General features: G+C 76.2%; 21 protein-coding genes. 14 read left to right on the top strand and 7 right to left on the bottom strand.

Translation table 11 applies throughout. The features are described 5' to 3' along the window. The first annotated feature begins 74 nt into the window (after positions 1–74). From ACIQKA_RS02350 to ACIQKA_RS02370, 5 genes are all read left to right on the top strand, one after another. Entirely contained in the window at positions 75–596 is a 522-nt protein-coding gene (locus tag ACIQKA_RS02350) for a DUF6114 domain-containing protein (protein WP_383433601.1), read from the top strand. Further along, complete coding sequence (locus tag ACIQKA_RS02355) at positions 593–1378, top strand: DUF6230 family protein (protein WP_062758214.1); 786 nt, start codon at positions 593–595, stop codon at positions 1376–1378. Before ACIQKA_RS02350 ends, ACIQKA_RS02355 begins: the two co-directional genes overlap by 4 nt. Next, positions 1372–1758, top strand: a complete 387-nt coding sequence (locus ACIQKA_RS02360) for a DUF6114 domain-containing protein (RefSeq protein ID WP_383160490.1) — start codon at positions 1372–1374, stop codon at positions 1756–1758. The genes ACIQKA_RS02355 and ACIQKA_RS02360 overlap by 7 nt, the downstream gene beginning before the upstream one ends. A gap of 65 nt (positions 1759–1823) precedes the next feature. After that, the gene (locus ACIQKA_RS02365; RefSeq protein ID WP_383160493.1) at positions 1824–2405 is read left to right on the top strand and encodes a hypothetical protein; all 582 of its coding nucleotides are present in this window, start codon (positions 1824–1826) and stop codon (positions 2403–2405) included. Next, on the top strand, positions 2402–3142 hold the full coding sequence (locus ACIQKA_RS02370) for a DUF6230 family protein (protein ID WP_402539697.1): 741 nt from the start codon (positions 2402–2404) through the stop codon (positions 3140–3142). The genes ACIQKA_RS02365 and ACIQKA_RS02370 overlap by 4 nt, the downstream gene beginning before the upstream one ends. Before the next feature lie 49 nt (positions 3143–3191). Here ACIQKA_RS02370 and ACIQKA_RS02375 read toward each other — a convergent pair whose 3' ends face one another. The 4 genes from ACIQKA_RS02375 to ACIQKA_RS02390 all read right to left on the bottom strand — a co-directional run bounded on the left by ACIQKA_RS02375 (position 3192) and on the right by ACIQKA_RS02390 (position 7574). Further along, a complete protein-coding gene (locus ACIQKA_RS02375) occupies positions 3192–3953 on the bottom strand; it encodes an anti-sigma factor domain-containing protein (RefSeq protein WP_383154891.1) in 762 nt (253 codons plus the stop codon). Further along, positions 3953–4543, bottom strand: a complete 591-nt coding sequence (locus ACIQKA_RS02380; RefSeq protein WP_383433608.1) for a sigma-70 family RNA polymerase sigma factor — start codon at positions 4541–4543, stop codon at positions 3953–3955. The genes ACIQKA_RS02375 and ACIQKA_RS02380 overlap by 1 nt, the downstream gene beginning before the upstream one ends. A gap of 75 nt (positions 4544–4618) precedes the next feature. Then, entirely contained in the window at positions 4619–6757 is a 2139-nt protein-coding gene (locus tag ACIQKA_RS02385; protein WP_402539699.1) for an MMPL family transporter, read from the bottom strand. Between the two features lie 325 nt (positions 6758–7082). Beyond that, on the bottom strand, positions 7083–7574 hold the full coding sequence (locus ACIQKA_RS02390; protein WP_383154896.1) for a MarR family winged helix-turn-helix transcriptional regulator: 492 nt from the start codon (positions 7572–7574) through the stop codon (positions 7083–7085). A 139-nt stretch (positions 7575–7713) separates the two neighbouring features. Here ACIQKA_RS02390 and ACIQKA_RS02395 point away from each other — a divergent pair, with 139 nt between their 5' ends. The 4 genes from ACIQKA_RS02395 (at position 7714) to ACIQKA_RS02410 (ending at position 13122) form a co-directional block, all read left to right on the top strand. Further along, entirely contained in the window at positions 7714–9342 is a 1629-nt protein-coding gene (locus ACIQKA_RS02395; RefSeq protein WP_402539702.1) for an SDR family oxidoreductase, read from the top strand. Positions 9343–9646: 304 nt separating this feature from the next. Beyond that, complete coding sequence (locus ACIQKA_RS02400) at positions 9647–11020, top strand: cryptochrome/photolyase family protein (protein ID WP_402539704.1); 1374 nt, start codon at positions 9647–9649, stop codon at positions 11018–11020. 181 nt (positions 11021–11201) lie between these two features. After that, complete coding sequence (locus tag ACIQKA_RS02405) at positions 11202–11906, top strand: sigma-70 family RNA polymerase sigma factor (protein ID WP_383433616.1); 705 nt, start codon at positions 11202–11204, stop codon at positions 11904–11906. Between the two features lie 568 nt (positions 11907–12474). Further along, a complete protein-coding gene (locus tag ACIQKA_RS02410) occupies positions 12475–13122 on the top strand; it encodes an alpha/beta fold hydrolase (RefSeq protein ID WP_383154908.1) in 648 nt (215 codons plus the stop codon). Between the two features lie 35 nt (positions 13123–13157). On the opposite strand, the gene ACIQKA_RS02415 is transcribed toward ACIQKA_RS02410, so the two are convergent. Together ACIQKA_RS02415 and ACIQKA_RS02420 are read right to left on the bottom strand one after the other, a co-directional pair. Continuing rightward, complete coding sequence (locus ACIQKA_RS02415; protein WP_391093940.1) at positions 13158–14249, bottom strand: MerR family transcriptional regulator; 1092 nt, start codon at positions 14247–14249, stop codon at positions 13158–13160. 38 nt (positions 14250–14287) lie between these two features. Beyond that, positions 14288–15001, bottom strand: a complete 714-nt coding sequence (locus ACIQKA_RS02420; protein WP_402539705.1) for an adenosylcobinamide amidohydrolase — start codon at positions 14999–15001, stop codon at positions 14288–14290. A 225-nt stretch (positions 15002–15226) separates the two neighbouring features. Between ACIQKA_RS02420 and ACIQKA_RS02425 the strand changes: the two genes are divergently transcribed. The 3 genes from ACIQKA_RS02425 (at position 15227) to ACIQKA_RS02435 (ending at position 18775) form a co-directional block, all read left to right on the top strand. Beyond that, positions 15227–15880, top strand: coding sequence for a fasciclin domain-containing protein (locus ACIQKA_RS02425; RefSeq protein WP_383154916.1), 654 nt, complete (start codon positions 15227–15229; stop codon positions 15878–15880). Between the two features lie 286 nt (positions 15881–16166). Then, positions 16167–18272 (top strand): hypothetical protein, encoded by a 2106-nt coding sequence (locus tag ACIQKA_RS02430; RefSeq protein WP_402539706.1) that lies wholly within the window; start codon positions 16167–16169, stop codon positions 18270–18272. 41 nt (positions 18273–18313) lie between these two features. Continuing rightward, positions 18314–18775 carry a hypothetical protein gene (locus ACIQKA_RS02435; protein WP_402539707.1) on the top strand — a complete coding sequence of 154 codons (462 nt, stop codon included), beginning with the start codon at positions 18314–18316 and terminating at the stop codon, positions 18773–18775. Between the two features lie 66 nt (positions 18776–18841). On the opposite strand, the gene ACIQKA_RS02440 is transcribed toward ACIQKA_RS02435, so the two are convergent. After that, positions 18842–19825 (bottom strand): LuxR C-terminal-related transcriptional regulator, encoded by a 984-nt coding sequence (locus tag ACIQKA_RS02440; protein ID WP_383154922.1) that lies wholly within the window; start codon positions 19823–19825, stop codon positions 18842–18844. A 165-nt stretch (positions 19826–19990) separates the two neighbouring features. On the opposite strand from ACIQKA_RS02440, the gene ACIQKA_RS02445 reads away from it, so the two are divergent. Together ACIQKA_RS02445 and ACIQKA_RS02450 are read left to right on the top strand one after the other, a co-directional pair. Next, a complete protein-coding gene (locus ACIQKA_RS02445; RefSeq protein WP_383154925.1) occupies positions 19991–20578 on the top strand; it encodes a hypothetical protein in 588 nt (195 codons plus the stop codon). Beyond that, on the top strand, positions 20571–21839 hold the full coding sequence (locus ACIQKA_RS02450) for an MAB_1171c family putative transporter (RefSeq protein ID WP_402539710.1): 1269 nt from the start codon (positions 20571–20573) through the stop codon (positions 21837–21839). Before ACIQKA_RS02445 ends, ACIQKA_RS02450 begins: the two co-directional genes overlap by 8 nt. Positions 21840–21894 lie beyond the last annotated feature (55 nt).

The raw sequence follows: 21894 nt of genomic DNA on the forward strand, positions 1-21894 counted from the left end.
GGGTCCTCCGGAGACGCGGGGCCCCGTCCCCGCACCCCTCCCGTCCCTCCCCGAACCGCCGCTGCGAGGCCTCCATGAGCACCGATCCGCCGAACGACCCACCCGAGCCGACCCGGCCGGCCGAGGACCCCGCCTCCGCCGAGGGGGCCGCACGCCCGCGCGGCGCCCGCGGGGCGTTCCGCCAGTGGCGCCGCACCCGGCCCTTCTGGGCGGCCGTCTGGACCGGGACCGGCGGCTTCGTCATCTTCTTCCTGCCGATGGCCCCCCTCGGCAAGATCCTCCAGGTCGGCATCGGCGGGATCGCGGGTATGGCGGGCGGGGTGGTCCTCATGGCGATGGCCCTGCTCGTGCTCCTGCTGCCGAGCCAGCGTCACACCGCCGGCGTCCTCGCGGTCATCGCGGGCGTCGCCTCCTTCCCGCTGTCGAACCTCGGCGGCCTCTTCGTCGGCATGTTCCTCTCGGTCCTCGGCGGCTCCATGGCCTTCGCCTGGCTCCCCGGGAAGCCCGCCGCACGGACCGGCGGCCTCCTCCGCCGCCGCAAGGCCGCCGCAACAACCCCCGTACCCCCCGTGCCCGTTGGGAGCGGATCCGCATGAACCACCTCTTCTCCGGAGCCCGCGGGCTCGGCAAGTCCTTCACCCGGATGCGTACGGCCGGCGCCCGCGCCGCCGCCGACTGGAACACCCGGATGCTGGCCGAGGCCGCCGACGACACCCGCCGCGGCACCCGCTGGGGACGCGGCGCCCTCGCCCTCGTCCCCTCCGCCCTGGCCATAGGGGCCCTCGGTACGGCGCTCGCCCAGGGGGCGCTGGCCGCCAACTTCAGCGTCACCGGGGAGCCCTTCACCCTGACCTCCAACGGCGTCCAGGGCAGCGGCTTCGGCGCCATCGTCAACACCCCCGCCGTCGGCCGCCCGGACGGCACCACGACCACCAACACCGCCATGGCGCGCGTCGGTTTCGCGAGCGCCGGGCTCGCGGGGCTGTGCGGGATCGTCCACCAGAAGATCGCCGGCGTCCCGTACTCGCTGCTCCTGACCGGCGGTCAGAAGGTGACGGCCACCCCGCCCGGGACCTTCACCACCGACATCGACGCCTCGAACCTCTACATCCAGGCCACCGAACTCCAGGCGTACGGGCCCACCACGCTCCAGAACGCGGTGCTCGGCCAGTCCGCCGACCAGGTCACCGTCGCCGGCAAGCCCCTGACGGGCGCGCTGCCCGGCGGGTTCGGACTCGGCTCGGCGGGCGGCGAGGGCGGCAGCTCCATCAAGCTGCACGGCCTCAACGCCACCGCGTACGACGCCGAGATGGCGGGCGCGCTCGTCCTGCCCGACCTGAAGATCAAGGTCGTCCCCGGAACGGCGACGACGTGCTGAGCCGGGTGCGGTCCGCGTGGGCGTGGTTCGGGGCCTTCCGCCGCACCCGCCCCTTCTGGGGCGGGGTGTGGCTGGTCGCCGGCGGCTGGACCGTCCTCAAGTTCTCCCTCAGCTCGCTCCAGCTGATCGTGAGCACGGGCTTCGGGGGCATCGCCGGCTACCTCGTCGGCGGCGGGATGATCCTGTGCGGCCTCATCCCGATGGCGCTGCCCGCCCAGCGGTACACCTTCGGGCTCATCGGCGCGATCCTCGCCGTCGTCTCGCTCGTCGTCTCCAACCTGGGCGGCTTCCTGCTCGGCATGGCGCTCGGCGTCCTCGGCGGCTCCATGATGGTGGGCTGGGGAGCCAAACGCCCGCGCCGCAGGGCGGTGGAGGGGTGACGGCCGGGGTGCGCGGGACGGCCCGGCCGCGCGGAAGGGGCGGGGCGCGGCGGAAGTCGCTGGCCGTGAGCACCTCCCTGGTGCTCGCCGTCGCCACCGCCGTCTGGTCGGGGCAGCCGGGCAGCGCCTCGGGGGCGCCCGCCGCGGTCCAGCCGCTCGGCGTCCCCTTCCTGCCCTCCCCGGACCCGCTGCGCGTCACCATCGACAGCATGGTCGCCGTCTCGCTGACCGTCGACAAGGACGTCACCATCCGGCTCTCCGACGGCACGACCCGGACCACCAACAAGTACACCTTCACCAAGCTCAAGATCCGCTCGCACATGAACGTGGTCCAGAAGGCGAACGGCCACACCGTCACCATCGACGTGCCGGACGAGGGCTCGCTCGGCGGCTACGACAGCGCGGGGAAGCCCGAGACGACGACGATGTGGGGGAACATCACCAACGTCTGCCTCCGCGTCCTCGTCAAGATCTGCGGGGTGCAGGGCCTCCTGGACTTCTTCGGCTCCCTCATCCCGCTGACCGCCGGGGCCGAGGACTTCGCCGGGGACATCTACGCCATCCGGACCGTCGACGACCACGCGGCCCTCGACTCCACCGACAACCCCGTCCACCTCCCCGGAACCATCACGGTGACCTCGCCATGAGCCCCGAACGCCACAGCCCGGAAGGACACGTCACCGGCCCGGGGGAAGCCGCCCCGGAGGAGGGCCGCACCCACTGGCGCCGGTCCCTCGCCGTCGCCGTGCCCGCGCTCCTCGCCGCCGGCGGCCTCGGGACCGCCATGGCGAGCGGAGCCCTCGCGGTCGGCCTCAAGATCCAGGACCGGCCCGTCGACTTCACCACCAGCAGCCTGTACGGGACGCAGTACGGCGCCGCCGTCGTCGACCAGGCCGTCGTGCGGCCCGACGGCTCGGCCGGGACCGTGCGGGTGCTCCGCATGGGCTTCGCGGACGGCATGATCAACGGCCTGTGCCTGAGCCAGAAGCAGCAGATCGGCGGAGCCACGTACACCCTGATGCTGGTCCTCGGCGACGACGACCCCGACTCCTGGGAGATCAGGACCAAGAACACCGTCCTCGACCTCAAGAACGCCACCGGCGTCCTCGACATGGACGGCATCGTCGACCTCAACACCAACGGCGCCGACGTGAAGACCGTCAAGGACTCCTCCGGGGCGTACGTCGACAACCCGCTGAACAGCCCGCAGCACCGCTTCGGCATCCAGGCGCGCTACGCCAAGTTCGACCGGATCACGGGCACCGCCCAGGACTTCCAGCTCCCGGGCCTCCTCACCACCCCGAAGCTCAAGCTGTCCGTGAAGCCGGGCTCGGTGGCCTGCCCGGCGCCGCCGGCGCCCACCGGGACGCCGGGGACGCCGTGAGCGGGGCGCGGCGGCCGCCCCCGGGCCGCGGCCGCCGTGCCCCGGGCCGTCAGGCCGCCGCCGGCATCGCCATCGTCGCCACCGGGTCCGAGGTCGGACGGGGCGAGCCGCCCTCCGGCTCCACGGTGATGCCGATGCCGGCCGAGCGGTTCGCCGGCCCCTCCAGGAGGACCGCCGAGGTCGCCGCGTCCGGCGTCATCAGACCGGCGGGCCGCATCGTCCCGGAGTCGTCGTACCAGAGCTGGTAGACCTTCCCGGGCGGCGGCGCCGGCATCCCCGCCGCGGCGAACACCGCCCGGTCCAGGGACGGGGAGTGGACGAGGGTGCCCACCGCGCCGTCCGCGAGCCGGGCCGTGGAGACCCGGGCGTCGGGCGCGGCCAGGACGGCCGCGACGGCCTCCGCGCGCTCCTCCGCGACGGCCGCGCGCCGGTCGGCCTCCTCCGCGCGCTCGTACTGCCAGCCCGCGACGCCGCCGAGCGCCAGCAGACCGGCGACCGAGGCGGCGAGCGCCCAGCGGGGCAGCCGCCGCAGGCCCCCGAGGCCGCCCGGCGACCGTCCGAAGGGACGGGTGGCGGGCGGGAGCTGGCGGACGTCCGGGATCCGGCGCAGCACCTCGGCGCGCAGCGCCGGGTCGACCGGCGAGGCGACGGCGAGACCGAGGCGCGCGGTCGTCTCGGAGAGCTCGCGGACCTCGTGCGCGCACGGGCCGCACTGGGCGAGGTGCCGTTCGACGGCCTCCCGCTCCTCGTCCGTCTCCAGGGCGTCGAGGACGTAGGCGCCGGTCAGCGTGTGCAGCTCGTCGGTGGTCATCACGCGGTCACCCCCAGGCAGTCGCGGAGTCGGATGAGCCCGTCGCGCATCCGGGTCTTCACGGTCCCCAGGGGGAGCGAGAGCAGCTCCGCGACCTCACGGTAGGTCAGACCGCGGTAGTAGGCCAGAGTGACGGACTGCCGCTGGCGTTCGGTGAGGCCCTGAAGACAGCGCCGTACCCGCTCGCGGTCCAGACGGCCCTCCACCTCCTCGGTCACCTCGTCGTACGCGGGACTGTGGTCGAGCAGCGCGACCCGCCGGGCGCGGTCCGAGGCGGCCTGCTCGGAGCGCACCCGGTCCACGGCCCGGCGGTGGGCGAGGGTCAGCGCCCAGTTCAGGACCGAGCCCCGGTCCGGCCGGTAGCGGGCGGCGGAGCGCCAGAGGTCGACCATCACCTCCTGCGTCACCTCCTCGGACTGCGCGGGATCGCGCAGCACGGAGCGGACCACGCCCAGGACGGGACCGGAGACCCGGTCGAAGACCCCGGCGAAGGCGTCCTGGTCGCCCCGGGCCACCCGGACCATCAGCTCGGGCAGTCCGTCGCCCCGGTCCGGGACCGGACCGCCTCCGACGCGTGCGTGCTCTCTCATCCGCCTGTGCCCTCCTGCGTGGCCTCGGGTGCGCTGCTCCTGAGGGTGTTCGGAGCGGCGGCCCCGGGGGATTGGTCAGGTCCGCGAACGGTCCGGTGCGGCCCCTCCCTCCTTCGGGAGGCGGCTCAGCGCGCCCGGCCACCAGGCCTTCGGGCCGAGGTCCCGGACGAGCGCCGGGACCAGGAGCGACCGCACCACCAGGGTGTCGAGCAGCACGCCGAAGGCCACGATGAACGCGATCTGCACGAGGAACGCCAACGGGATCACGCCGAGCGCCGCGAAGGTCGCCGCGAGCACCACGCCCGCCGAGGTGATCACGCCGCCGGTCGCGGTCAGGCCGATGCGGACGCCCTCGCGGACCCCGCGGCGCAGCGTCTCCTCGCGCACCCGGGACATCAGGAAGATGTTGTAGTCGACCCCGAGCGCCACCAGGAAGACGAAGCCGTACAGGGGCACCGAGGAATCGGTGCCGGTGAAGCCGAGGACGTGCTCGAAGACGAGCGCCGAGACGCCCAGGGTGGCGGCGAAGTTGAGCGCCACCGTGGCCACCAGGAGCAGCGGCAGCACGAGGGAGCGCAGCAGCGCCACCAGGATCACCAGGATGATCGCCAGGACCACCGGGACGATGAGCGCGCGGTCCCGGGCGGCGGTGCGCTGGGTGTCGTACTGCTGCGCCGTCGAGCCGCCCACCAGGGCGTCCGATCCGGGGACCGCGTGCACGGCGGTGCGGAGCCGGGCGAGCGTCTCGCGCGCCGCGTCGCTGTCGGCCGCGTCGGCGAGGGTGGCGTCGATCCGGACCCGGCCGTCGACCACGAGCGGCTTCTCGGGGGCCGGGCGGCCCGTCGCGTCCACCGGGAACGCGGAGTCGACGCCCTCGACGTCCCGGGCGGCGGCGGCCACCCGGGGCGCCGCCCCGGCGTCGGCGATGATCACGGCGGGGTTGCCCGCGCCGCCGGGGAAGTGGCGGCCGAGGGTCTCCTGCGCGGCGACGGACGGCGCGTCGTTCACGAAGATCTCGTCGAAGGGGACGCCCCGGGAGTTCAGCACGGGCGCGAAGGCGGCGCAGGCCAGCAGGCCGGCGAGGGTGATCGCCCACACCTTGCGGGGCGCGCGGTCGACCACGCCGGCGATGCGGTGCCAGAGGGCCTGGCCGCCCCGGGGCGCCTCGGGGTCCGCGCCCTCGGGGAGCGTCTTCGGGCGGGCCGGCCAGTAGGCGGCGCGGCCGGTGAGGACCAGGGCCGCCGGGAGGAAGGTGAGCGCGCTGACCACGGCGCAGACGATGCCGATGGCGCCGACCGGGCCGAGCGCCCGGTTGTTGGACAGGTCGCTGGCGAGCAGGGCGATCAGCGCGAGGGCGACGGTGGCGGCGCTGGCGACGATCGGCTCGACGGAGCGGCGCAGGGCCTTGCGCATGGCGGCGAAGCGGTCGGCGCCCGGGGCGGTGAGCTCCTCCCGGTAGCGGGCGGCGAGCAGCAGCGCGTAGTCGGTCGCGGCGCCGATCACCAGGATGGACAGGATGCCCTGCACCTGGCCGTCGACCCTGACCAGGTCGGCGTCGGCGAGCGCGTACACGATCGCGCAGGCCAGGCCGAGGGCGAAGACCGCGCCCACGATGATCATCAGGGGCAGCAGGACGCTGCGGTAGACGACGAGCAGGATCAGCAGCACCGCGATCAGGGCGACGCCGAGGAGCAGCCCGTCGATGCCGGAGAAGGCGCCGGAGAGGTCGGCCTGGGTGGCGGCGGGGCCCGCGAGCCACACGGTCGTCCCCGGCACCGGGGCCGCGGCCTCCCGCACCGAGTCGAGCGTGTCCGGCAGCGCGTCGCCGAGGTCGGGCCGGAGCGGGACGACGGCCCGCAGCGCCTTCCCGTCCTCGGACGCCAGGGCGGGGGAGGGCGGTCCGGCGATCCCCGGACGTCCGGAGAGCGCGGCGAGGGCCTTCGTCGCCCCGGCGGCCGAACCGGCGTCCAGGCTTCCCCCGTCCTTCGCGGTCCACACCACGATCGCGGGCACGGACTCCGAGGTGCGGAAGGCCTTCTGGGCCTCGATGACCTTGGTGGACTCGGCGCTGCGCGGCAGGAAGGCCGCCTGGTCGTTGGTGGAGACCTCGCCGAGCCGGCCGGCGAAGGGACCGAGGCCGCCGCCGACGGCGAGCCAGACGAGGAGCAGGACCAGCGGGACGAGGAAGCGGGTCCGGCGGGGAGCGCGGGGCATCGGGTCTCCGAACTATGACTTGACCATTAACAATCTCAATGATTGAGAGAAGTGTGCACCATCACGGGAAGGGCCGGACGACCGGGTACCCGGAACGGGCGATCGGATGCCACGGAACACCACGTACGCGGGCTCTCGTCGGACCTTCCGCCGTCACGGACCCCGCGGATGCACCCGTTCGGAGTACTCGGCCGTTCCGTGACGCGTGGATTTCGTGCCGCGTGCGGTTCGCGACGGGTTGTCGCGACGGGCCCGTCCCGGTGGCGCGTCCGTCCCGGTGACGGGTCCGCCCGGGCGGGGCGCTCCTCCCGGCGGCCCGCCCGCCTCAGCGGCGCGGCACGCGCAGGGCGCCCAGTTCGTCGTTCAGGACGTTCAGGAAGCGCAGGGCCACCGCGAGTTCGTCGTCGTCGAACCGGTCCCGCGCCCGGGCCGTCGCCTCCGCGAGCGGCAGGAAGTAGCGCCGGGCCGCCGCCCTCGCCCCGTCCTCGTAGCGCACGTGCACCACGCGGCGGTCGGCGCTCTCCCGGGACCTGCGGATGTGGCCGGCCCTCTCCAGCCGGTCCAGACAGGCCGTCACCGCGCCGGAGGTCAGCCCCAGGTGCTCCCGGAGCCGCCCCGGCGTCAGCGGCTCGGGACTGTCCAGGACGACGGCCAGGGCCTGCACGTCCGTGGGGTGCAGCCCCTGCGCCTGGGCGAAACCGTGCACCAGACGGTTGATCTCGCCCTGCGTCCGGCGCAGCGCGACGGCGAAACTGTGCAGGTCACCGACCGCGCCCGGAGGGGCGGCGGGAACATCTCGGTCTTCTTCGCGGGCCACGCGTTCAGCCTATAGACCCCGTCCTCCCGCATCCGTCCGGGCCGCGGCGGAGGAAGACAGGGAGAAGAATCGACGTGGGACCCGCCCCGCGCGGGCCCCGGCACGCACGCCCCCGGGACGGAACGGAGCACCCCCTGCCATGGCGACGCACCCCAGGGCCACGCCCGACCCGACGCCGGACGGTTCGCCCGGCGCGGCACCCGCAGGCCGGCCCGGCCCCGGCCCCGGCCTCTGCCTCGTGACCGGCGCCGGCGGCTACATCGGCGGCCGCCTCGTCCCCGAGCTGCTCGACGCCGGTCACCGCGTGCGCTGTCTGGCCCGCACCCCCGCCAACCTCCGCGACTACCCCTGGGCGGACCGGGCCGAGGTCGTCAAGGGCGACGTCACCGACGCGGCCACCCTGAAGCCCGCGTTCGAGGGCGTGGACGTGGCCTACTACCTGGTGCACTCCCTCGGGTCCGGCCACGACTTCGAGGAGACCGACCGGCGCGCCGCCCGGACCTTCGCCGAGGAGGCCCGCGCCGCCGGGGTCCGCCGGATCGTCTACCTCGGCGGCCTCACCCCGGCGGGCGTGCCGGAGCGCGAACTCTCCCCGCACCTGCGCTCACGGGCCGAGGTCGGCCGGATCCTGCTCGACTCCGGCGTCCCCACGACCGTGCTGCGCGCCGCCGTCGTCATCGGCTCCGGCTCCGCCTCCTTCGAGATGCTCCGCTACCTCACCGAGCGGCTCCCCGTGATGCTGACGCCGAGCTGGGTCAGGACGCACGTCCAGCCCATCGCCGTCCGCGACGTGCTGCGCTACCTCGTCGGCAGCGCGGACATGCCCGCGGACGTCAACCGGGCCTTCGACGTCGGCGGCCCGGACGTCCTCACCTACCGCGACATGATGATCAAGTACGCGGAGGTCGCCGGGCTGCCCAAGCGCCTCATCGTGTCCGTGCCGATGCTCACCCCCGGCCTGTCCAGCCACTGGATCGGACTCGTCACGCCCGTCCCCGCCGGCCTGGCCCGGCCCCTCGCGGAGTCCCTGCGGTACGAGGTGGTCTGCACCGAGCACGACATCGCGGAGCACGTCCCCGACCCGCCCGGCGCCCCGCTCTCCTTCGACCGCGCCCTCGAACTCGCCCTCCGGCGGATCCAGGAGGCCAAGGTCACCACCCGGTGGTCCTCCGCCTCGCTGCCCGGAGCGCCCAGCGACCCGCTGCCCACCGACCCCGACTGGGCCGGCGGCAGCCTCTACACCGACGAACGCGAACGGACCGTCGACGCCCCGCCGGAGACCCTCTGGAAGGTCGTCGAGGGGATAGGCGGCGAGAACGGCTGGTACTCCTTCCCGCTGGCCTGGGCCGTGCGCGGCTGGCTCGACCGGCTCGTCGGCGGCGTGGGCCTGCGCCGGGGCCGCCGCGACGCCCAGCGGCTCCGGGTCGGCGACGCGCTCGACTTCTGGCGGGTCGAGGAGATCGAGCGGGGGAGTCTGCTCCGGCTGCGCGCCGAGATGCGGCTCCCCGGGCTCGCCTGGCTGGAGATGCGCTCCGAACGGGACGAGGAGGGGCGGACCCGCTACCGCCAGCGCGCCCTGTTCCACCCGCGCGGACTCGCCGGACAGCTCTACTGGTGGAGCGTGGCGCCCTTCCACGCCGTCGTCTTCGGCGGCATGGCGAGGAACATCGCCCGCACGGCGGAGCGGGCGGCGGCCGGGGGACCCGCGCCGGCCGTCCGCACCGGGGACGTGCCGGCCCGCGCGGGGGACGCGCCGCCCCGCGGCTGAACGGCGGCCGCGCGTCCGCCCGCGAACGGCGCGCCCTCCGCATCCGTACGCGGGGCGCAGGAAGAAGAACAGCGGCACAGCCAGAACGCAGGCACAGTCACACCGCAGCCACAGCCACATCGCAGGCGCGGCCGCCCACGCGGCGCCGCACAGCCGGACCGCGGACACGGGCGCACCGCAGACACCGCCGTGTCGCGACACGGTCCCGCCGTGCCGCGGGCGCGGCCGCGCCACAGCCCAGTCCACCGGGCGGCGTCCGGCCCCCCGACGCCCGCCCGGTGGCCGAACCCCAGGAACAGGCGCCATGACCGTCTCCGTCGTCCTCTTCACCTCCGACCTCCGGATGCACGACCATCCGCCCCTGCGCGCCGCCGTGGACGCGGCGGACGAGGTCGTCCCGCTGTTCGTCCGCGACCCCGCCGTCGACCGGGCCGGGTTCGCCGCGCCGAACCGGCTCGCCTTCCTCGCCGACTGCCTGACCGACCTCGACGCCGGACTGCGGCGGCGCGGCGGGCGGCTCGTCGTGCGCGAGGGCGACACCGTGGCCGAGGTGTGCGGCGTGGTCCGGCAGGCCGACGCCGACGAGGTCCACATGGCCGCCGACCACTCGTCCTTCGCCCGCGCCCGCGAGGAACGGCTCCGGGACGCCCTGGAGTCCGACGGGCGCCGCCTCTACGTGCACGACGCCGTGACCACCGTCGTGCCGCCCGGCGACGTCACCCCGCAGGGCTCGGACCACTTCGCGGTCTTCACCCCGTACTTCCGGCGCTGGTCGGGCGAGCCGCTCCGGTCGCCGCTGGCAGCCCCCCGGGCAGTAAGGGTGCCGGACGGCCTGCGCTCCGACGAACCGCCGTCGCGCGCCTCGGTGGCGGGCGTGTCCGAGGGCCTGGTCGAGGGCGGCGAGAGCACGGGCCGGCGCAAGCTCGGCGCCTGGCTCTCCCGGCACGCCGACGCCTACGAGACGGGCCACGACGACCTCGCCGGCGACACCACCTCGCGCCTCTCCCCGTACCTCCACTTCGGCGCGCTCTCGGCCACCGAGGCGGTCCACCGGGCCCGCGCCCGGGGCGGCCCGGGCGCCGAGGCCTTCGTGCGGCAGCTCTGCTGGCGGGACTTCCACCGCCAGATGCTCTCCGCGCGGCCCGGGGCCGCCGCCGAGGACTACCGGCCCCGGCACGACCGCTGGCGGCGGGACGCGGCGGCCGAGGCGGACCTGCGGGCCTGGCGGGAGGGCCGGACCGGCTACCCCGTGGTGGACGCGGCCCTGCGCCAACTCGCCCACGAGGGCTGGATGCACAACAGGGGACGGCTGCTCACCGCCTCCTTCCTCACCAAGACGCTCTACCTCGACTGGCGGGAGGGCGCCCGGCACTTCCTGAGCCTCCTCGTGGACGGCGACCTCGCCAACAACCAGCTCAACTGGCAGTGGGTGGCCGGGACGGGGGCCGACAGCCGTCCGAACAAGGTCCTCAACCCCGTCGCCCAGGGCAGGCGTTACGACCCCGACGGCGCCTACGTCCGCCGCTGGGTCCCCGAACTCGCCGCCCTCCCCGGCGCCTCGGTCCACGAGCCCTGGAAGCTGAAGGAACGGGACCGGGCCGCGTACGACTACCCCGAACCGCTCGTCGCACTCGCCGACGGCACCGCCCGCTTCCGGCACGGCAGGGGCCTGGAGTAGGGCGAGGGGCGGAAAGGCCGGGAGGGGGGCGGGAGGGGCGAGGGACGGGAGGGTGCAACGGGAGGCGTCGCATCGGAAGAGGAAAGACGACGCACAAACGATGCGAGTTGTTCCACCTCGCTCCCCGGCCGGAGGCTGAGGGAGCCGGGGGCACGGAGCCCCAGCGAGAAGGAGCTTCGCCATGAACGCAGCCCGTACGGCCGTCCGCGGCCCCGCCCCCGCCGACGGACCGACCGCCCCCGCCCACCCCGCGGACCCCCGGCGGGACGGGGAGGCGGACCTTTCCGCCGTCCTCCCCACCGCCCTTCCGGACGGGGAGGCGGACCTTCCTCCCGGCCTCTCCGACGCGGAGGTCGGCCTGGGGCTCCTCCGGGGCGACGAGCGCTGCCTCGTCCTCGCCCACCACCGCTGGGCACGCCTCGTGCACACCCTGGCCGCCCGCGCCCTGGGCGACCCGCGCGAGGCCGAGGACGTCACCCAACAGGTCTTCCTCGCCGCCTGGCGCGGTCGCGCCGGATACCGCCCCGAGCGCGGCTCCCTGCCCGGCTGGCTCGTCGGCATCACCCGGCGGAAGATCGCCGACGCCCTCACCGCCCGCACCCGGCGGCTCGACCTCGTCGCCGCCGCCGGAGCGGCCCTGCCCCCGTCCGACGGCACCGGCGAGGGCCCCGAGCACGTCCTCGACCGGATCGTGGTCACCCGCGAACTCGCCCGCCTGCCGCGCGTCCAGCGCGACGTCCTGGCCCTCGCGTTCTTCGGGGACCTGACGCAGACGCAGATCGCCCACCGGACCGGCATGCCCCTCGGCACCGTCAAGAGCCACGCGCGCCGGGGCCTCCAGCGGATGCGCCGCAGCCTCGCCGTGGCCGAGGCCGCCACCGCTTGAGCCCGGACGCGGGCCCGGTGCCGGACCCGGACGCGCACCTGCCATCGAGGCCGGACGCGCACCCGCCACCGAGGCCGGACGCGCACCCGCCACCGAGGCCGGTACCGGACCCGCCACCGAGGCCGGTACCGGACCCGACGGCGGGCCCGGCCCCGCACCCCGTTCCGCACCCGGCTCCGCACGGGGTTCCGCATGCGGCTCCGGACCGGGCCCGGGCCCCGCTCCGGAGACCTGACGTTCTATGACCCGCGGGAGGCCCGTCCTCCGCCGGGTCCGCCCGTCCGGCCCGCCCCGCTCCCCGTCCGGGCGGCCGGAAGCCCGGCGCCCGGACCGCTCCGGGGCCTCCCCGTCCGGAGGGGCCCGTACCCGACGGCCCGTGAGACCTGGCAGACTGCGGCCCTCACGGTCGTCTCCCCCCTCGCCACGAGCGGACCGCTCGTTCTGGGAAGCGGCAAGCGACTCCTGGAGGCCCCATGGCACAGCGGCCCGGACACGCGGCCCACGAGGCCCGCGCGAGCGGGTTCTCCCCCCGGCCGGCGCACCGGCGCGCGGGCGGGACGGCCGCGCGGTGAACGTCTGCCGCACCCGGCGCGCCGGCACCGGCGCCCTCCTCGTCCGCAGCGCCCCCGCGGCCCCCGCCGCGGCCGTCCTGCTGCTCCACGGCGGCCGTGCCGACGGGCCCGAGCCGCCGCCCGCCCTCAACCTCCCCGCGCTGCGCATGCGTCCCTTCGCCGCCGCCGTGACCCGCGCCGTCCGGGGCCGGAGCGTCCTCGTCGCCGAGGTCCGCTACCGCCACCGCGGCTGGAACGGCGAGCGCGCGGACGCCGCCCGGGACGCCGAGACCGCCCTGAACGACCTCCGGGAGCGGATCGGGCCCGTGCCCGTCGTGCTCCTCGGCCACTCCATGGGCGGCCGCGCCGCGCTCCGCGCCGCCGGCGACCCGGCCGTGCGCGGGGTCGTCGCCCTCGCGCCCTGGTGCCCGTCCGGCGAGCCCGTCGAGCACCTCGGCGGCCGGCGCCTCTACCTGCTCCACGACGAGACCGACCGGGTCACCTCCGCCCGCGAGTCCTGGGACTTCGTCCGCAGGGCCAGGGCGGCGGGGGCCGACGCGGTGGGCATCCCGATGCGGATCGGCGGCCACGCCATGCTCCGGGGCGCGGACCTCTGGCACCGCCGGGCGGCCGAACTCACGGCGGCGCTGCTGTCGCACGGCTGAGACCGCCGGATCCCGTTCCGCGCCCGGTCGCGCGGTCACACCGGGGGGACGGTCCGTCCTGCCGCGTGGTGGGAGAGCGCGTCGAGCGCCTCCCGAAGGCCTCCCGGGCGCAGCGTCCCCGGCCCCGGGGTCCGGCCCGCCCAGCCGGGCCCGGCCAGGAGCATCAGCGGACGCGTCCGTGCCCCCTTCACGCCGAACGAACTCCCGGCGACGTGCCGGGCGAGGGCGTGGTGCGCGGTGGAGCGCGCCTGGGACCAGAGCACGACCGCGGCCGGGCCCATGCGCCGCACGGCGGCGTCGAGCGCCTCGGCGGGAACGGCCGCGCCGAACATCCGGGTCGGCAGACCGCGTTCGGAGAGCCCGGCCGCCAGCGCTTCGAGCGGCAGGGTGTGCTGCTCACCGGGCACACAGGCCAGGAGCACGGGCGGTACGGGGGCCATGGCGCCGTGTCCGGCGGGCGCGACCTGCCGGAGCGCGGTCGACACGTGCCAGGACAGCAGGTGCTCCACCTCGACGTAACGGTCGCCGGACGACTCCCACTTGCGCCCCACCGCGTGCAGGGTGGGGGCCATCACCTCCTCCCAGGCGGTGACGAGCCCGTGGTCCGCGATCGCGTCCCGGAGCAGCGCGTCCAGGGCGGGCCCGTCGAGCCGCACGGCGGCCCGCGCGAGCCCCCGGCACTCCCGCCGCACGTCGCCGAGCGGCAGCCCGTTGCCGGACCCGGGCTGCCGGGCCGGCCGGGGCCCTCCGGGGCCCGGCTCCCGCTCGTACGCCGGTTCCCGCTCGTGCACCGGTTCCGGTTCCGGATCCGGTTCCGCCCCCGGGTCCGGAACGGCCGACCGGACCCGCGCCCCCGGCACCGTGTCGGGAACCGCGTCCGAGGCCTCCGTCCTGCCCGTCCGCGCGATCCGCGCCGCCTCGGCCGGCGGTGCCCCCGAGGCCGTCAGCCGGCACATCTCCTCCAGCATCGCGACGTCCTCCGGGGCCCAGCGCCGGTGCCGCCCGTCCTCACGGGCGGCGGGGCCCATCCCGTACCTCCGGTCCCAGGAGCGCAGGGTGGTCGGTGACACCCCGAGGCGCCGCGCCACCGCTCCGGTGGTGAGGCCGTACATCGCCGCATCGCTCATGCGACCAGGTTACGACGCACAAGCGATGCGAGCGCGCCTCAGGCGGCGGGGCCGGTGCGCTCGGCGGCCAGCAGCCCCGCGCAGGCCTCCCGGGTCGCCCGGTGCACGGCGCGGGCGAGCCGTGCGCCCCAGAGCGAGCGCGGTCCCGCGAAAGGCTCCGCGAACGGTCCGGTCCCGTCCGCGCCGGGGGAGGACGCGGCCACGCAGACGGCGTCCGTCGGAGTGCCGGAGGCGTCCGCGCCCAGCTCGACCAGGGCCTGCGTCTTCGCCTCGGTGGCGGTGGCCACCGCGTTCACGAGGGCCGCGTCCGTCAGGGGCACGGGCAGCGACACGATGATGTTGATCGTCCCGGGGCGCGGGACCGCGATCCCGCCGGTGCCCGGGGCGGCGGCCCAGCCCCGCACCCCGATCCCGGCCGTGACCACGGCGTGCGCGCCGCCGTCCACCGCGTGGCGCCGGTCCGCGACCGAGGCCGCCGTCATGAGGCCGACGCCCGGGCCGGAGAGCCCGGCGCCCGAGGCGAGTTCACGGAGGTGGGCGACGGGGTCGAGCCGGTCGTAACCGGGCGGCACCTGGGCGTTGACCACCCACCCCCGCTCGCCGATGCCCCCGCCGAGCACCGCGCTCGACACCATCCGCACGCCCGGCCCCGGGGCCCAGGCGAGGAGCGGCCACTCCCGCCCCCGCTCCGTGTGGCCGAGGAGGACGGCGTCGGCGAGGGACGGGTGGGCGGGGAGGGTCCGGGGAAGCACCCCACACCCTAACGCGCGGCCCTTTTCTCGCTCGAACGAGTGAAAGCTCCTTTCGGACCCATCCGGTCGGCGCCCTGTTCCGAATCACCCGTGACAGCAGGGCCGGAAGCGAACGATTCGCCGCCGACGGCCCGGACGCGCCACCGCCCCCCGCCGGGGAGGCAGTGCCGTCTCTCCACATACGTGCGCAGTCCTCTACGCATCCGGACCAAAGAGGTTCCTCCCATGAACACTTCCCGCATCCGCCGCGCCGCCGTCGCCGTGGCCGCCGCGGCCGTGCTCCCCTTCTCCCTGGCCGCCTGCTCGGACTCCGGCAAGAACGAGGCGTCCGGGTCCGGCGCCCCGGCCTCCAGCGCGCCCGCGCAGGAGAACACCTCGGCCCCCGCCGACTCGGGCATGACGCCCGACGGCCCGTTCGGCCCGGCCTGTGCCGGTGTGCCGAAGGAGGGCGCCGGCTCCTTCGACGGCATGGCGAAGGACCCCGTCGCCACGGCCGCCTCGAACAACCCGGCCCTGTCCACCCTGGTGACCGCCGTCAAGCAGGCCGGACTGGTCGACACCCTCAACAACGCCCAGAACATCACCGTGTTCGCGCCGACCAACGACGCCTTCGCGAAGATCCCGAAGGCCGACCTGGACAAGGTCCTCGCCGACAAGGACATGCTCACCAAGATCCTCACCTACCACGTGGTGGGCCAGAAGCTGACCCCGAAGCAGCTGGAGAACGGAACCTTCGAGACCCTCCAGAAGAGCACGCTGACCACGAAGGGCTCGGGCGAGGAGTACACGGTCAACGACTCCTCGAAGGTCGTCTGCGGCAACGTCCCCACGGCCAACGCGACCGTCTACATCGTCGACACCGTGCTGATGCCCAAGTAGGCGCCGGAGAACGGGCGCCACGCGCGCGGAGCCCGCGGCGGGAGCGGCCGCGGGCCGGGCCGGACGGGAACGGTCCGAACGGGAACGGGCCCGCGCGCGCGTGACGACGTCCGAAGGGCACTCACAGGCGGGACCACCGGACCTTGGGGCCGGTGGTCCCGTTGTCGTGCCCGGTGCCCGGTGCCCGGTGCCTGACACCCGGCACCCGCACCCCCCGCCGTCCCCGAGGCGTGGACCCGCCACGGGTACGGAGTGACGCCGGACCCGCCGGGCTCGTTTGCCGGGCATGCCCTCCCGTCACGCCGTCCCCGGCGCCGCGATACCAGCCCACCGCCCCGCCCGCGAGGCCGCCGAGGCCGCGCTCGTCGAGCACTACCCCGCGCTCGTACGGCTCGCCTACCTCGTCCTGCCGCCCGCGCTCGGCCGCCACCGCCGGGTCCTCGCCGCCCACGCCCTGGTCCAGAACTCCCTGGCGGAGACGGCCGGCCGGCCCAAGGACGGGGCGCCGCGCGCCGGGGCCTCCCTGCCCGGGCAGCGCTCCGGCGAGCGCCCCGCGCACGCGTGGCTGCGGGCGACCGTCGTCCGCGCCGCGCTCCGCCCACCGCGCCGCTTCCCACCCCCGTTCCCCTTCCCGCTGCCCCTCGTCCTCGGCCTGCGGCTCTTCCCCCGGGCCGGTGGGACCGACGAACTCGCCCTCGACCGGGCCCTCGCCGAGGCCGCCCCCGCCACCCGGGCCGCACTCGCCCTGCGGACGCTCGAAGGCCTCCCCGCCGACGCGGCCGCCCGGCTCCTCGCCTCGGCGGGCGTCACGGATCCCGCCGCCGCCCTCCGGGCCGCCGAACGGATCGGCGCCGCGTCCGGCACCGACGTCGAGACGCTCCTCCACAGCGCCGAGTTCGACCCCTGCACCGTCCACACCCGCCCCACCGACCTCCTGCGCCGCCGCCGGCACACCCGGCTCGCCGCCCTCGCCGGCGCGCTGCTGCTCGTCACGACGGGCGTCGCCGTCACCGCCGGGGTCCGGGCCGGGACGGAGGCGGAGCCCGCCGGCTCCCGGGCCGTCCCGGACCGGACGGCGGACCCCGCCGCGCTCGTCCGCACGCCCGCCGACCGCTGGGCCGACACCTCGCGCGTCGACCTCACCGCCTGGCCCGCCCGGGGCGCCGGGACACGGGACACGGCCCTGCTCCGGCGGGCCCTGGAGGCGTGGGCCCGGGGCGCCGGGGACGGCGTCCGGCTGACCGCCGCGCCGGACACGCCCGTCTCCCCGCCCGCCGAACCGCCCCGGCTCCTCTTCGCGGGCCCGGTCGACGGCGCGGCCGTGGTGCTCCTGCACGACGGACGCAGGCTCGCCCGGTACGCCGAACCCCGCGACGGACGCGGGCCCGCCGCCCTCGACCTCGCGCGGGCCGACGACTCCGACGTCACCACCGGCGCCGCCGTGGCCCTCACCCGCACCGCCGGGCGGGCCCGGTACCTCCTCGCGCCCTGGATCGCCGAGGCGGCGGTACGGGACCTCGGCGCGCCCGGCACCGCCGCCCGCCCGCTGGACGTCACACCGGACGGGGTGACCGGCCCCGTCCCGTACGGCGTCCTGTCCGACCCGGGGCGTGCGCCCGGCGCGTGCGCGGGCGCGACCGCGCTCCAGCTCCGCTCCTCGACCCGGATCGTCGAGGACCACGCCTTCCTCCTCGCCGACCTCGGGGAACTCGTCCCCGCGCACCTCACGTGGACGCCCCCGCCGGGCGCGGACGTCCCGGCGCGCGCGCCCCGCGAGGCGACCGGCGCACGCGGGCTCGCGGCCTGGGCGCGCTCGGCCTGCTCCCTGGCACCGCTGCACGGCGCCGGGATCCGGTCGGTCAACCGCTGGGAGTACGCCGAACAGCCCCTGCCCGAGCGGGCGGGCCGGGCCCTGTGGGTCTGCTCCCGCGTGGAGACCTGGGAGGGGAGCGGCCGGGCGTCCGTCTCCTTCGAGGCGCCGGGCGGCCCCGCGCCCCGGCCCGTGGCGGACCTCCGGGACACGGCGGCGTGCGGCCGCTTCGGTCAGCACGTTCTCGCGGGCGCGTACTGGACGGCGCCCTCGGGCACGCGGTACCTGCTCGCGGCGGGCAGCCGCCGGCTGACCGGCGTCACCGCCGGGGGAGCCGTCACGGCCACCGCGCGCGGCCCGTTCCTGGCGGCCAGGGCCGCCGCGGAGGGGCCGGCGCGCCTCACGGGCCGACTCCCCGAGGGCTCCGCCCTCCCGGGATTCGACGTGCTCCCGGGGCCCACCGCCCCTCAGCGCTTCGCCGCCCACCAGGGTTCCGCCGACCGGCGGGGGCCCACCGGCCACGAGGGATCCACCGGCCGGCGGGGGCCCGCCGCCCTCCTCGGCCCCGCCGCCCTCCCGTAAGGCTCCGGTCGCCGGCCGCGTCGGGGTTCCAGGACCTCCACGTGGTCGGCGACCGCCACCACCAGGACGCGGGCGCCGGGGCCGCCGGTGCGCCGGCGGCGGCGCACCCCGCCGGACGAACGTTCTTCCCGGTCGGCCCGGCGGCCCCCGTCTCCCGCGCCCTCGCCTGCGTCCCGGGGGCGGTCGTGGGCGGCTCCTCGCTCGTCGTCTGCGCGGTGATCGCCGTGATGGGCGCCGAGAGGCCCCACCGCGCCGACCCCTCCGGCACGGGCTCCACGGCCGCCGCCCCGGCCCTCGCCACCGGCCCGCCGCCGCTCCTGACCCCCGGCCCGTGCGACGGCTTCCCCGGCCGGGCCCGCACGGTCCTGGGCAGCGGCGTCGTCGCCGGCACGCCCACCGCCGTCCTCCTCACCGCCCCCCTCGGCCGGTCCGGCCGACGGGACGGGGACCCGGAACCGGACGGCGCGAAGACCGGGGTCCCGGAGCCGCGCCGCCCCGGGTGACGGGAACGGGCCCGCGCGCGGCCGGGTGCGGACGGCGTTCGCCTCCGGTACGCCTCCCGCGCGGGATCACCCGTCGTCGACGCCCGCCCGCTGCCGCTTGCCGAGTTCGTACATCAGCTGTTCGTTCGTCCTGACCTCGAAGCGGGCGCGCAGGGCCGCCACGTAGGTCGTGTAGGTGCGCGGGCTGATCTCCAGCGACCGGGCGATGGCCTCGCGGGTGCCGCCCTCGGAGAGCATCCGGAGGATGTCGCGCTCGATCAGCCCGCGGTCGCTGGGGCCGTCCGCCGGCGCCGGGAACCAGGGGTCCGCCGCCTCCCAGTGCAGCTCGTACTCCTCCCGCAGCCACGCGAGCAGCGCCGGATCCCGGACGGCGATGGCGGGTTCGTCCTTCCCCTCGCCCGCCCGGCGGTCCGAGATCAGCGCCACCGTGTCGGTGATGACCATGCGGGGGAACCTGCGCGAGGAGGTCCTGCTCTCGGCGGCCCCCGTCCCGGCCGTCCTCCGGGCGTACTCGGTCTCGGGGGCCCGGGTCCGGGCGCTCGTCGGATAGAGGCTGCGGTAGCGGACGCCGCCCCGCTCCAGGAGGGCGACGTCGCGGACGGTCGACGCCGCCAGCCGCTCCGCGTGCCTCGGCCGCGTCTGGGACGACCAGACGGCGGTGGAGGTCTCGATCGCGTTGTGGAGGAGGTGGTGGACGGCCGTCGGGCCCTCGACGATCTCGATCGCGTCGGTGTCGGGCCGGACTTCGGCCCCCGCCCGGTCCAGGGCCCCCAGGACCGACGGAATCCGCCGGATCCGCCGGATGCGGCGTTCGACTTCGTCAAGTTCCCGGCGGATCAGCTCCCGTTCGACGTGGGGGAGCGGCCTCGTGCTGGGCCGGTCGGTGAGGGGCTCGGTGAAGACGACCCCGACGCTCCGCAGGTTCTCCAGCCGCGGATCGTCCGCCTCCAGGTCGTCGTCCCCGCGCCGGAGCGCCCGGTAAAGCCGCACGTCGTCCTCGGAAAGGCCGAAGTCGTCGGCCCCGTGGGCCGCTTCGCCGCGTTCGTCCACAGTCTCCCCCTGCCCATCCGCGCAATGCGCCGATGGGCATCCTCGATTCCTTGCGAGCGCCGAACCGGTAAGGAAGCCTAACTCTCCGTGAGTTGACCGGACGCGCGGGAAGAGCCCGCGGGGCAGCGCGGGAAACCCCGCTTCGCGCACGAGGAGAGACCCGGGATGCCCCTGAAGGAGCCGCGCCGTCCGGACGCGCGCGGGCGGCGGGCGGCCGGCAGGTGGACCGCCCTGCGCGAGCAGGGACACCTGTGGGCGGCGACGCGCCGGGCCGGACGGCTCATCAACCGCGATCTCGGCCTCGTGGGCGCCGGCGACATGGAGGCGGTGATCAGGGCGGTCGAGGAGAAGCGGGGCAAGCGGATCACCATGGTCCGGGTCCCGCTCCCCCCGGAGGTGTCCGCCTTCTGCGTCCGCGGCCACGACCGGGAGTACGTCGTCGTCGACGCGCTGGCCGGCGAGCTGACCCGGGCACACGCCACCCTGCACGAGCTCTTCCACCTCTGGGAGGAGCACCCGGCCGAGGACGGCGGCCACGACCTGGAGATGGACGAGGCCACGGTCCGCCTGCTCCTGCCCGGCATCAAACCCGAGGCCGCGCTGCGGATCCTGACCAGGTCCCACTACAGCAAGAAGGCCGAACTGGGCGCGGAGACCTTCGCGACGCTCATGCTGCAACGGCTGCACCTCTCCGCGGCGCGCGGCGACGAACCGGTCTCGTCCACCCTCGCGCACAGGAGCGCCGGTGTCTGAGGGGACGACCACGGCGGTCTACCTCTGCGTGGCGGCGATCAACCTGCTCATCAGCGCGGGGAAGGGCATGGCCCTCCTGCGGGAGCGGACGGCCACCCTGGCCCTGATCACCCTCAGCTTCTCCGTGTCGGTCCCGGTCTACGCGGCGGCCAGCCCGGCCGGCTACCGCCTCCTCGGCGAGCTCACCGGGCGCCCCAGCGCCGCGACCCTCCCGGTGTACGCGGGGATCGTCGTCTGCTACGCGATCACCCACGTCCTCACGGTGCTCTGGACCGTGACCTCGTCGCCCGGCGAACGCGCCGGGGTGAACCGGCGCGCACGGGCGTGGGCCGGAGCGTACGCGGGCGTGATCGCGGCCATGGCGGTCACCTTCCGGGCCGCCGACCTGGACGGGCGGCCGGCGGACCCCCTGCGCTTCAACACCGACTTCGCCGAGGGGCAGCCGTTCGTCCTCGCCTTCCTCGCCCTGTTCCTGAGCGCGCTGTCCTGCGCCACGCTCGGCACCGCGCGGCTGGCCCGGCGCACGGTCCCGCGAGACCCGGACCTCCGGCACGCGGTCCGGTACTTCAGCGTGTCGATGGTGATCTGCTTCGGGTACGTGCTGTGCAACGTCCCGGCCGTCCTCCTCGCGAGCCTGGGCGGTCACGCCCTCGACGAGGTGGGCGTCCTGGGATCGCTCTTCGGCACCGTGGGGGCGCTCCTCACGAGCTACGGGATGACCGGGGCCGCCGTGAGCGCGTGGCTGCGGGAACGGAGGGACGTCAAGACCCTCGAACCGCTGTGGCGGCTCGCGGTGAAGGACGTGGACGAAAGGCTCGCCCTCGACCCGCGCGGCCCCGGCCTGCGCCTCACCCACGTGCGCTTCACGCTGCACCGGCGGGTGGTCGAGATCCTCGACGGGATGCGCGTGCTGCGGGCCTGGTCCTCGGCCGGGGCGGCCGGGACCGCCGAACGGCACGTGGAGGCGGGCGATCCGTCCCTCTCCGCGGCGGAGCGGCAGGCCGTCGTGACGGCGGTCGTCCTGCTCGACGCCGCCCTCCGCCTCCGCGCGGCCCGTTCGCGGCAGGCCCGCCCGGTCCCGCCGGACGCCCCGGCGGCTCCGCTTCCCGGGGAGGACACGGCCGCGTCCGACGAACGGCGCCGACTCCTGCTCGTCGCCACCCACTTGGACCACCCCCTCGCCGTCGCGGCGCTGCGGGAGCTGCGCGCCGGGGACGCCGGCCCGCGGGGGACCTCCGGTGACCGCGCGGTAATGTCCTGACCGGTCGGTGCGGAGGACGGCGTCGCGGACGGCGTTCGGCACCGGCCGGTACGGA

Source organism: Streptomyces sp. NPDC092045 (assembly GCF_044756005.1).
Lineage (GTDB): Bacteria > Actinomycetota > Actinomycetes > Streptomycetales > Streptomycetaceae > Streptomyces.

Coding starts and splice junctions, on each gene's coding strand:
- ACIQKA_RS02445 (WP_383154925.1), top strand. CDS start 19,991: ATGCCCCTGAAGGAGCCGCGCCGTCCGGACGCGCGCGGGCGGCGGGCG.
- ACIQKA_RS02430 (WP_402539706.1), top strand. CDS start 16,167: ATGCCCTCCCGTCACGCCGTCCCCGGCGCCGCGATACCAGCCCACCGC.
- ACIQKA_RS02400 (WP_402539704.1), top strand. CDS start 9,647: ATGACCGTCTCCGTCGTCCTCTTCACCTCCGACCTCCGGATGCACGAC.
- ACIQKA_RS02405 (WP_383433616.1), top strand. CDS start 11,202: ATGAACGCAGCCCGTACGGCCGTCCGCGGCCCCGCCCCCGCCGACGGA.
- ACIQKA_RS02415 (WP_391093940.1), bottom strand. CDS start 14,249: ATGAGCGATGCGGCGATGTACGGCCTCACCACCGGAGCGGTGGCGCGG.
- ACIQKA_RS02395 (WP_402539702.1), top strand. CDS start 7,714: ATGGCGACGCACCCCAGGGCCACGCCCGACCCGACGCCGGACGGTTCG.
- ACIQKA_RS02375 (WP_383154891.1), bottom strand. CDS start 3,953: ATGACCACCGACGAGCTGCACACGCTGACCGGCGCCTACGTCCTCGAC.
- ACIQKA_RS02355 (WP_062758214.1), top strand. CDS start 593: ATGAACCACCTCTTCTCCGGAGCCCGCGGGCTCGGCAAGTCCTTCACC.
- ACIQKA_RS02370 (WP_402539697.1), top strand. CDS start 2,402: ATGAGCCCCGAACGCCACAGCCCGGAAGGACACGTCACCGGCCCGGGG.
- ACIQKA_RS02385 (WP_402539699.1), bottom strand. CDS start 6,757: ATGCCCCGCGCTCCCCGCCGGACCCGCTTCCTCGTCCCGCTGGTCCTG.
- ACIQKA_RS02350 (WP_383433601.1), top strand. CDS start 75: ATGAGCACCGATCCGCCGAACGACCCACCCGAGCCGACCCGGCCGGCC.
- ACIQKA_RS02425 (WP_383154916.1), top strand. CDS start 15,227: ATGAACACTTCCCGCATCCGCCGCGCCGCCGTCGCCGTGGCCGCCGCG.
- ACIQKA_RS02380 (WP_383433608.1), bottom strand. CDS start 4,543: ATGAGAGAGCACGCACGCGTCGGAGGCGGTCCGGTCCCGGACCGGGGC.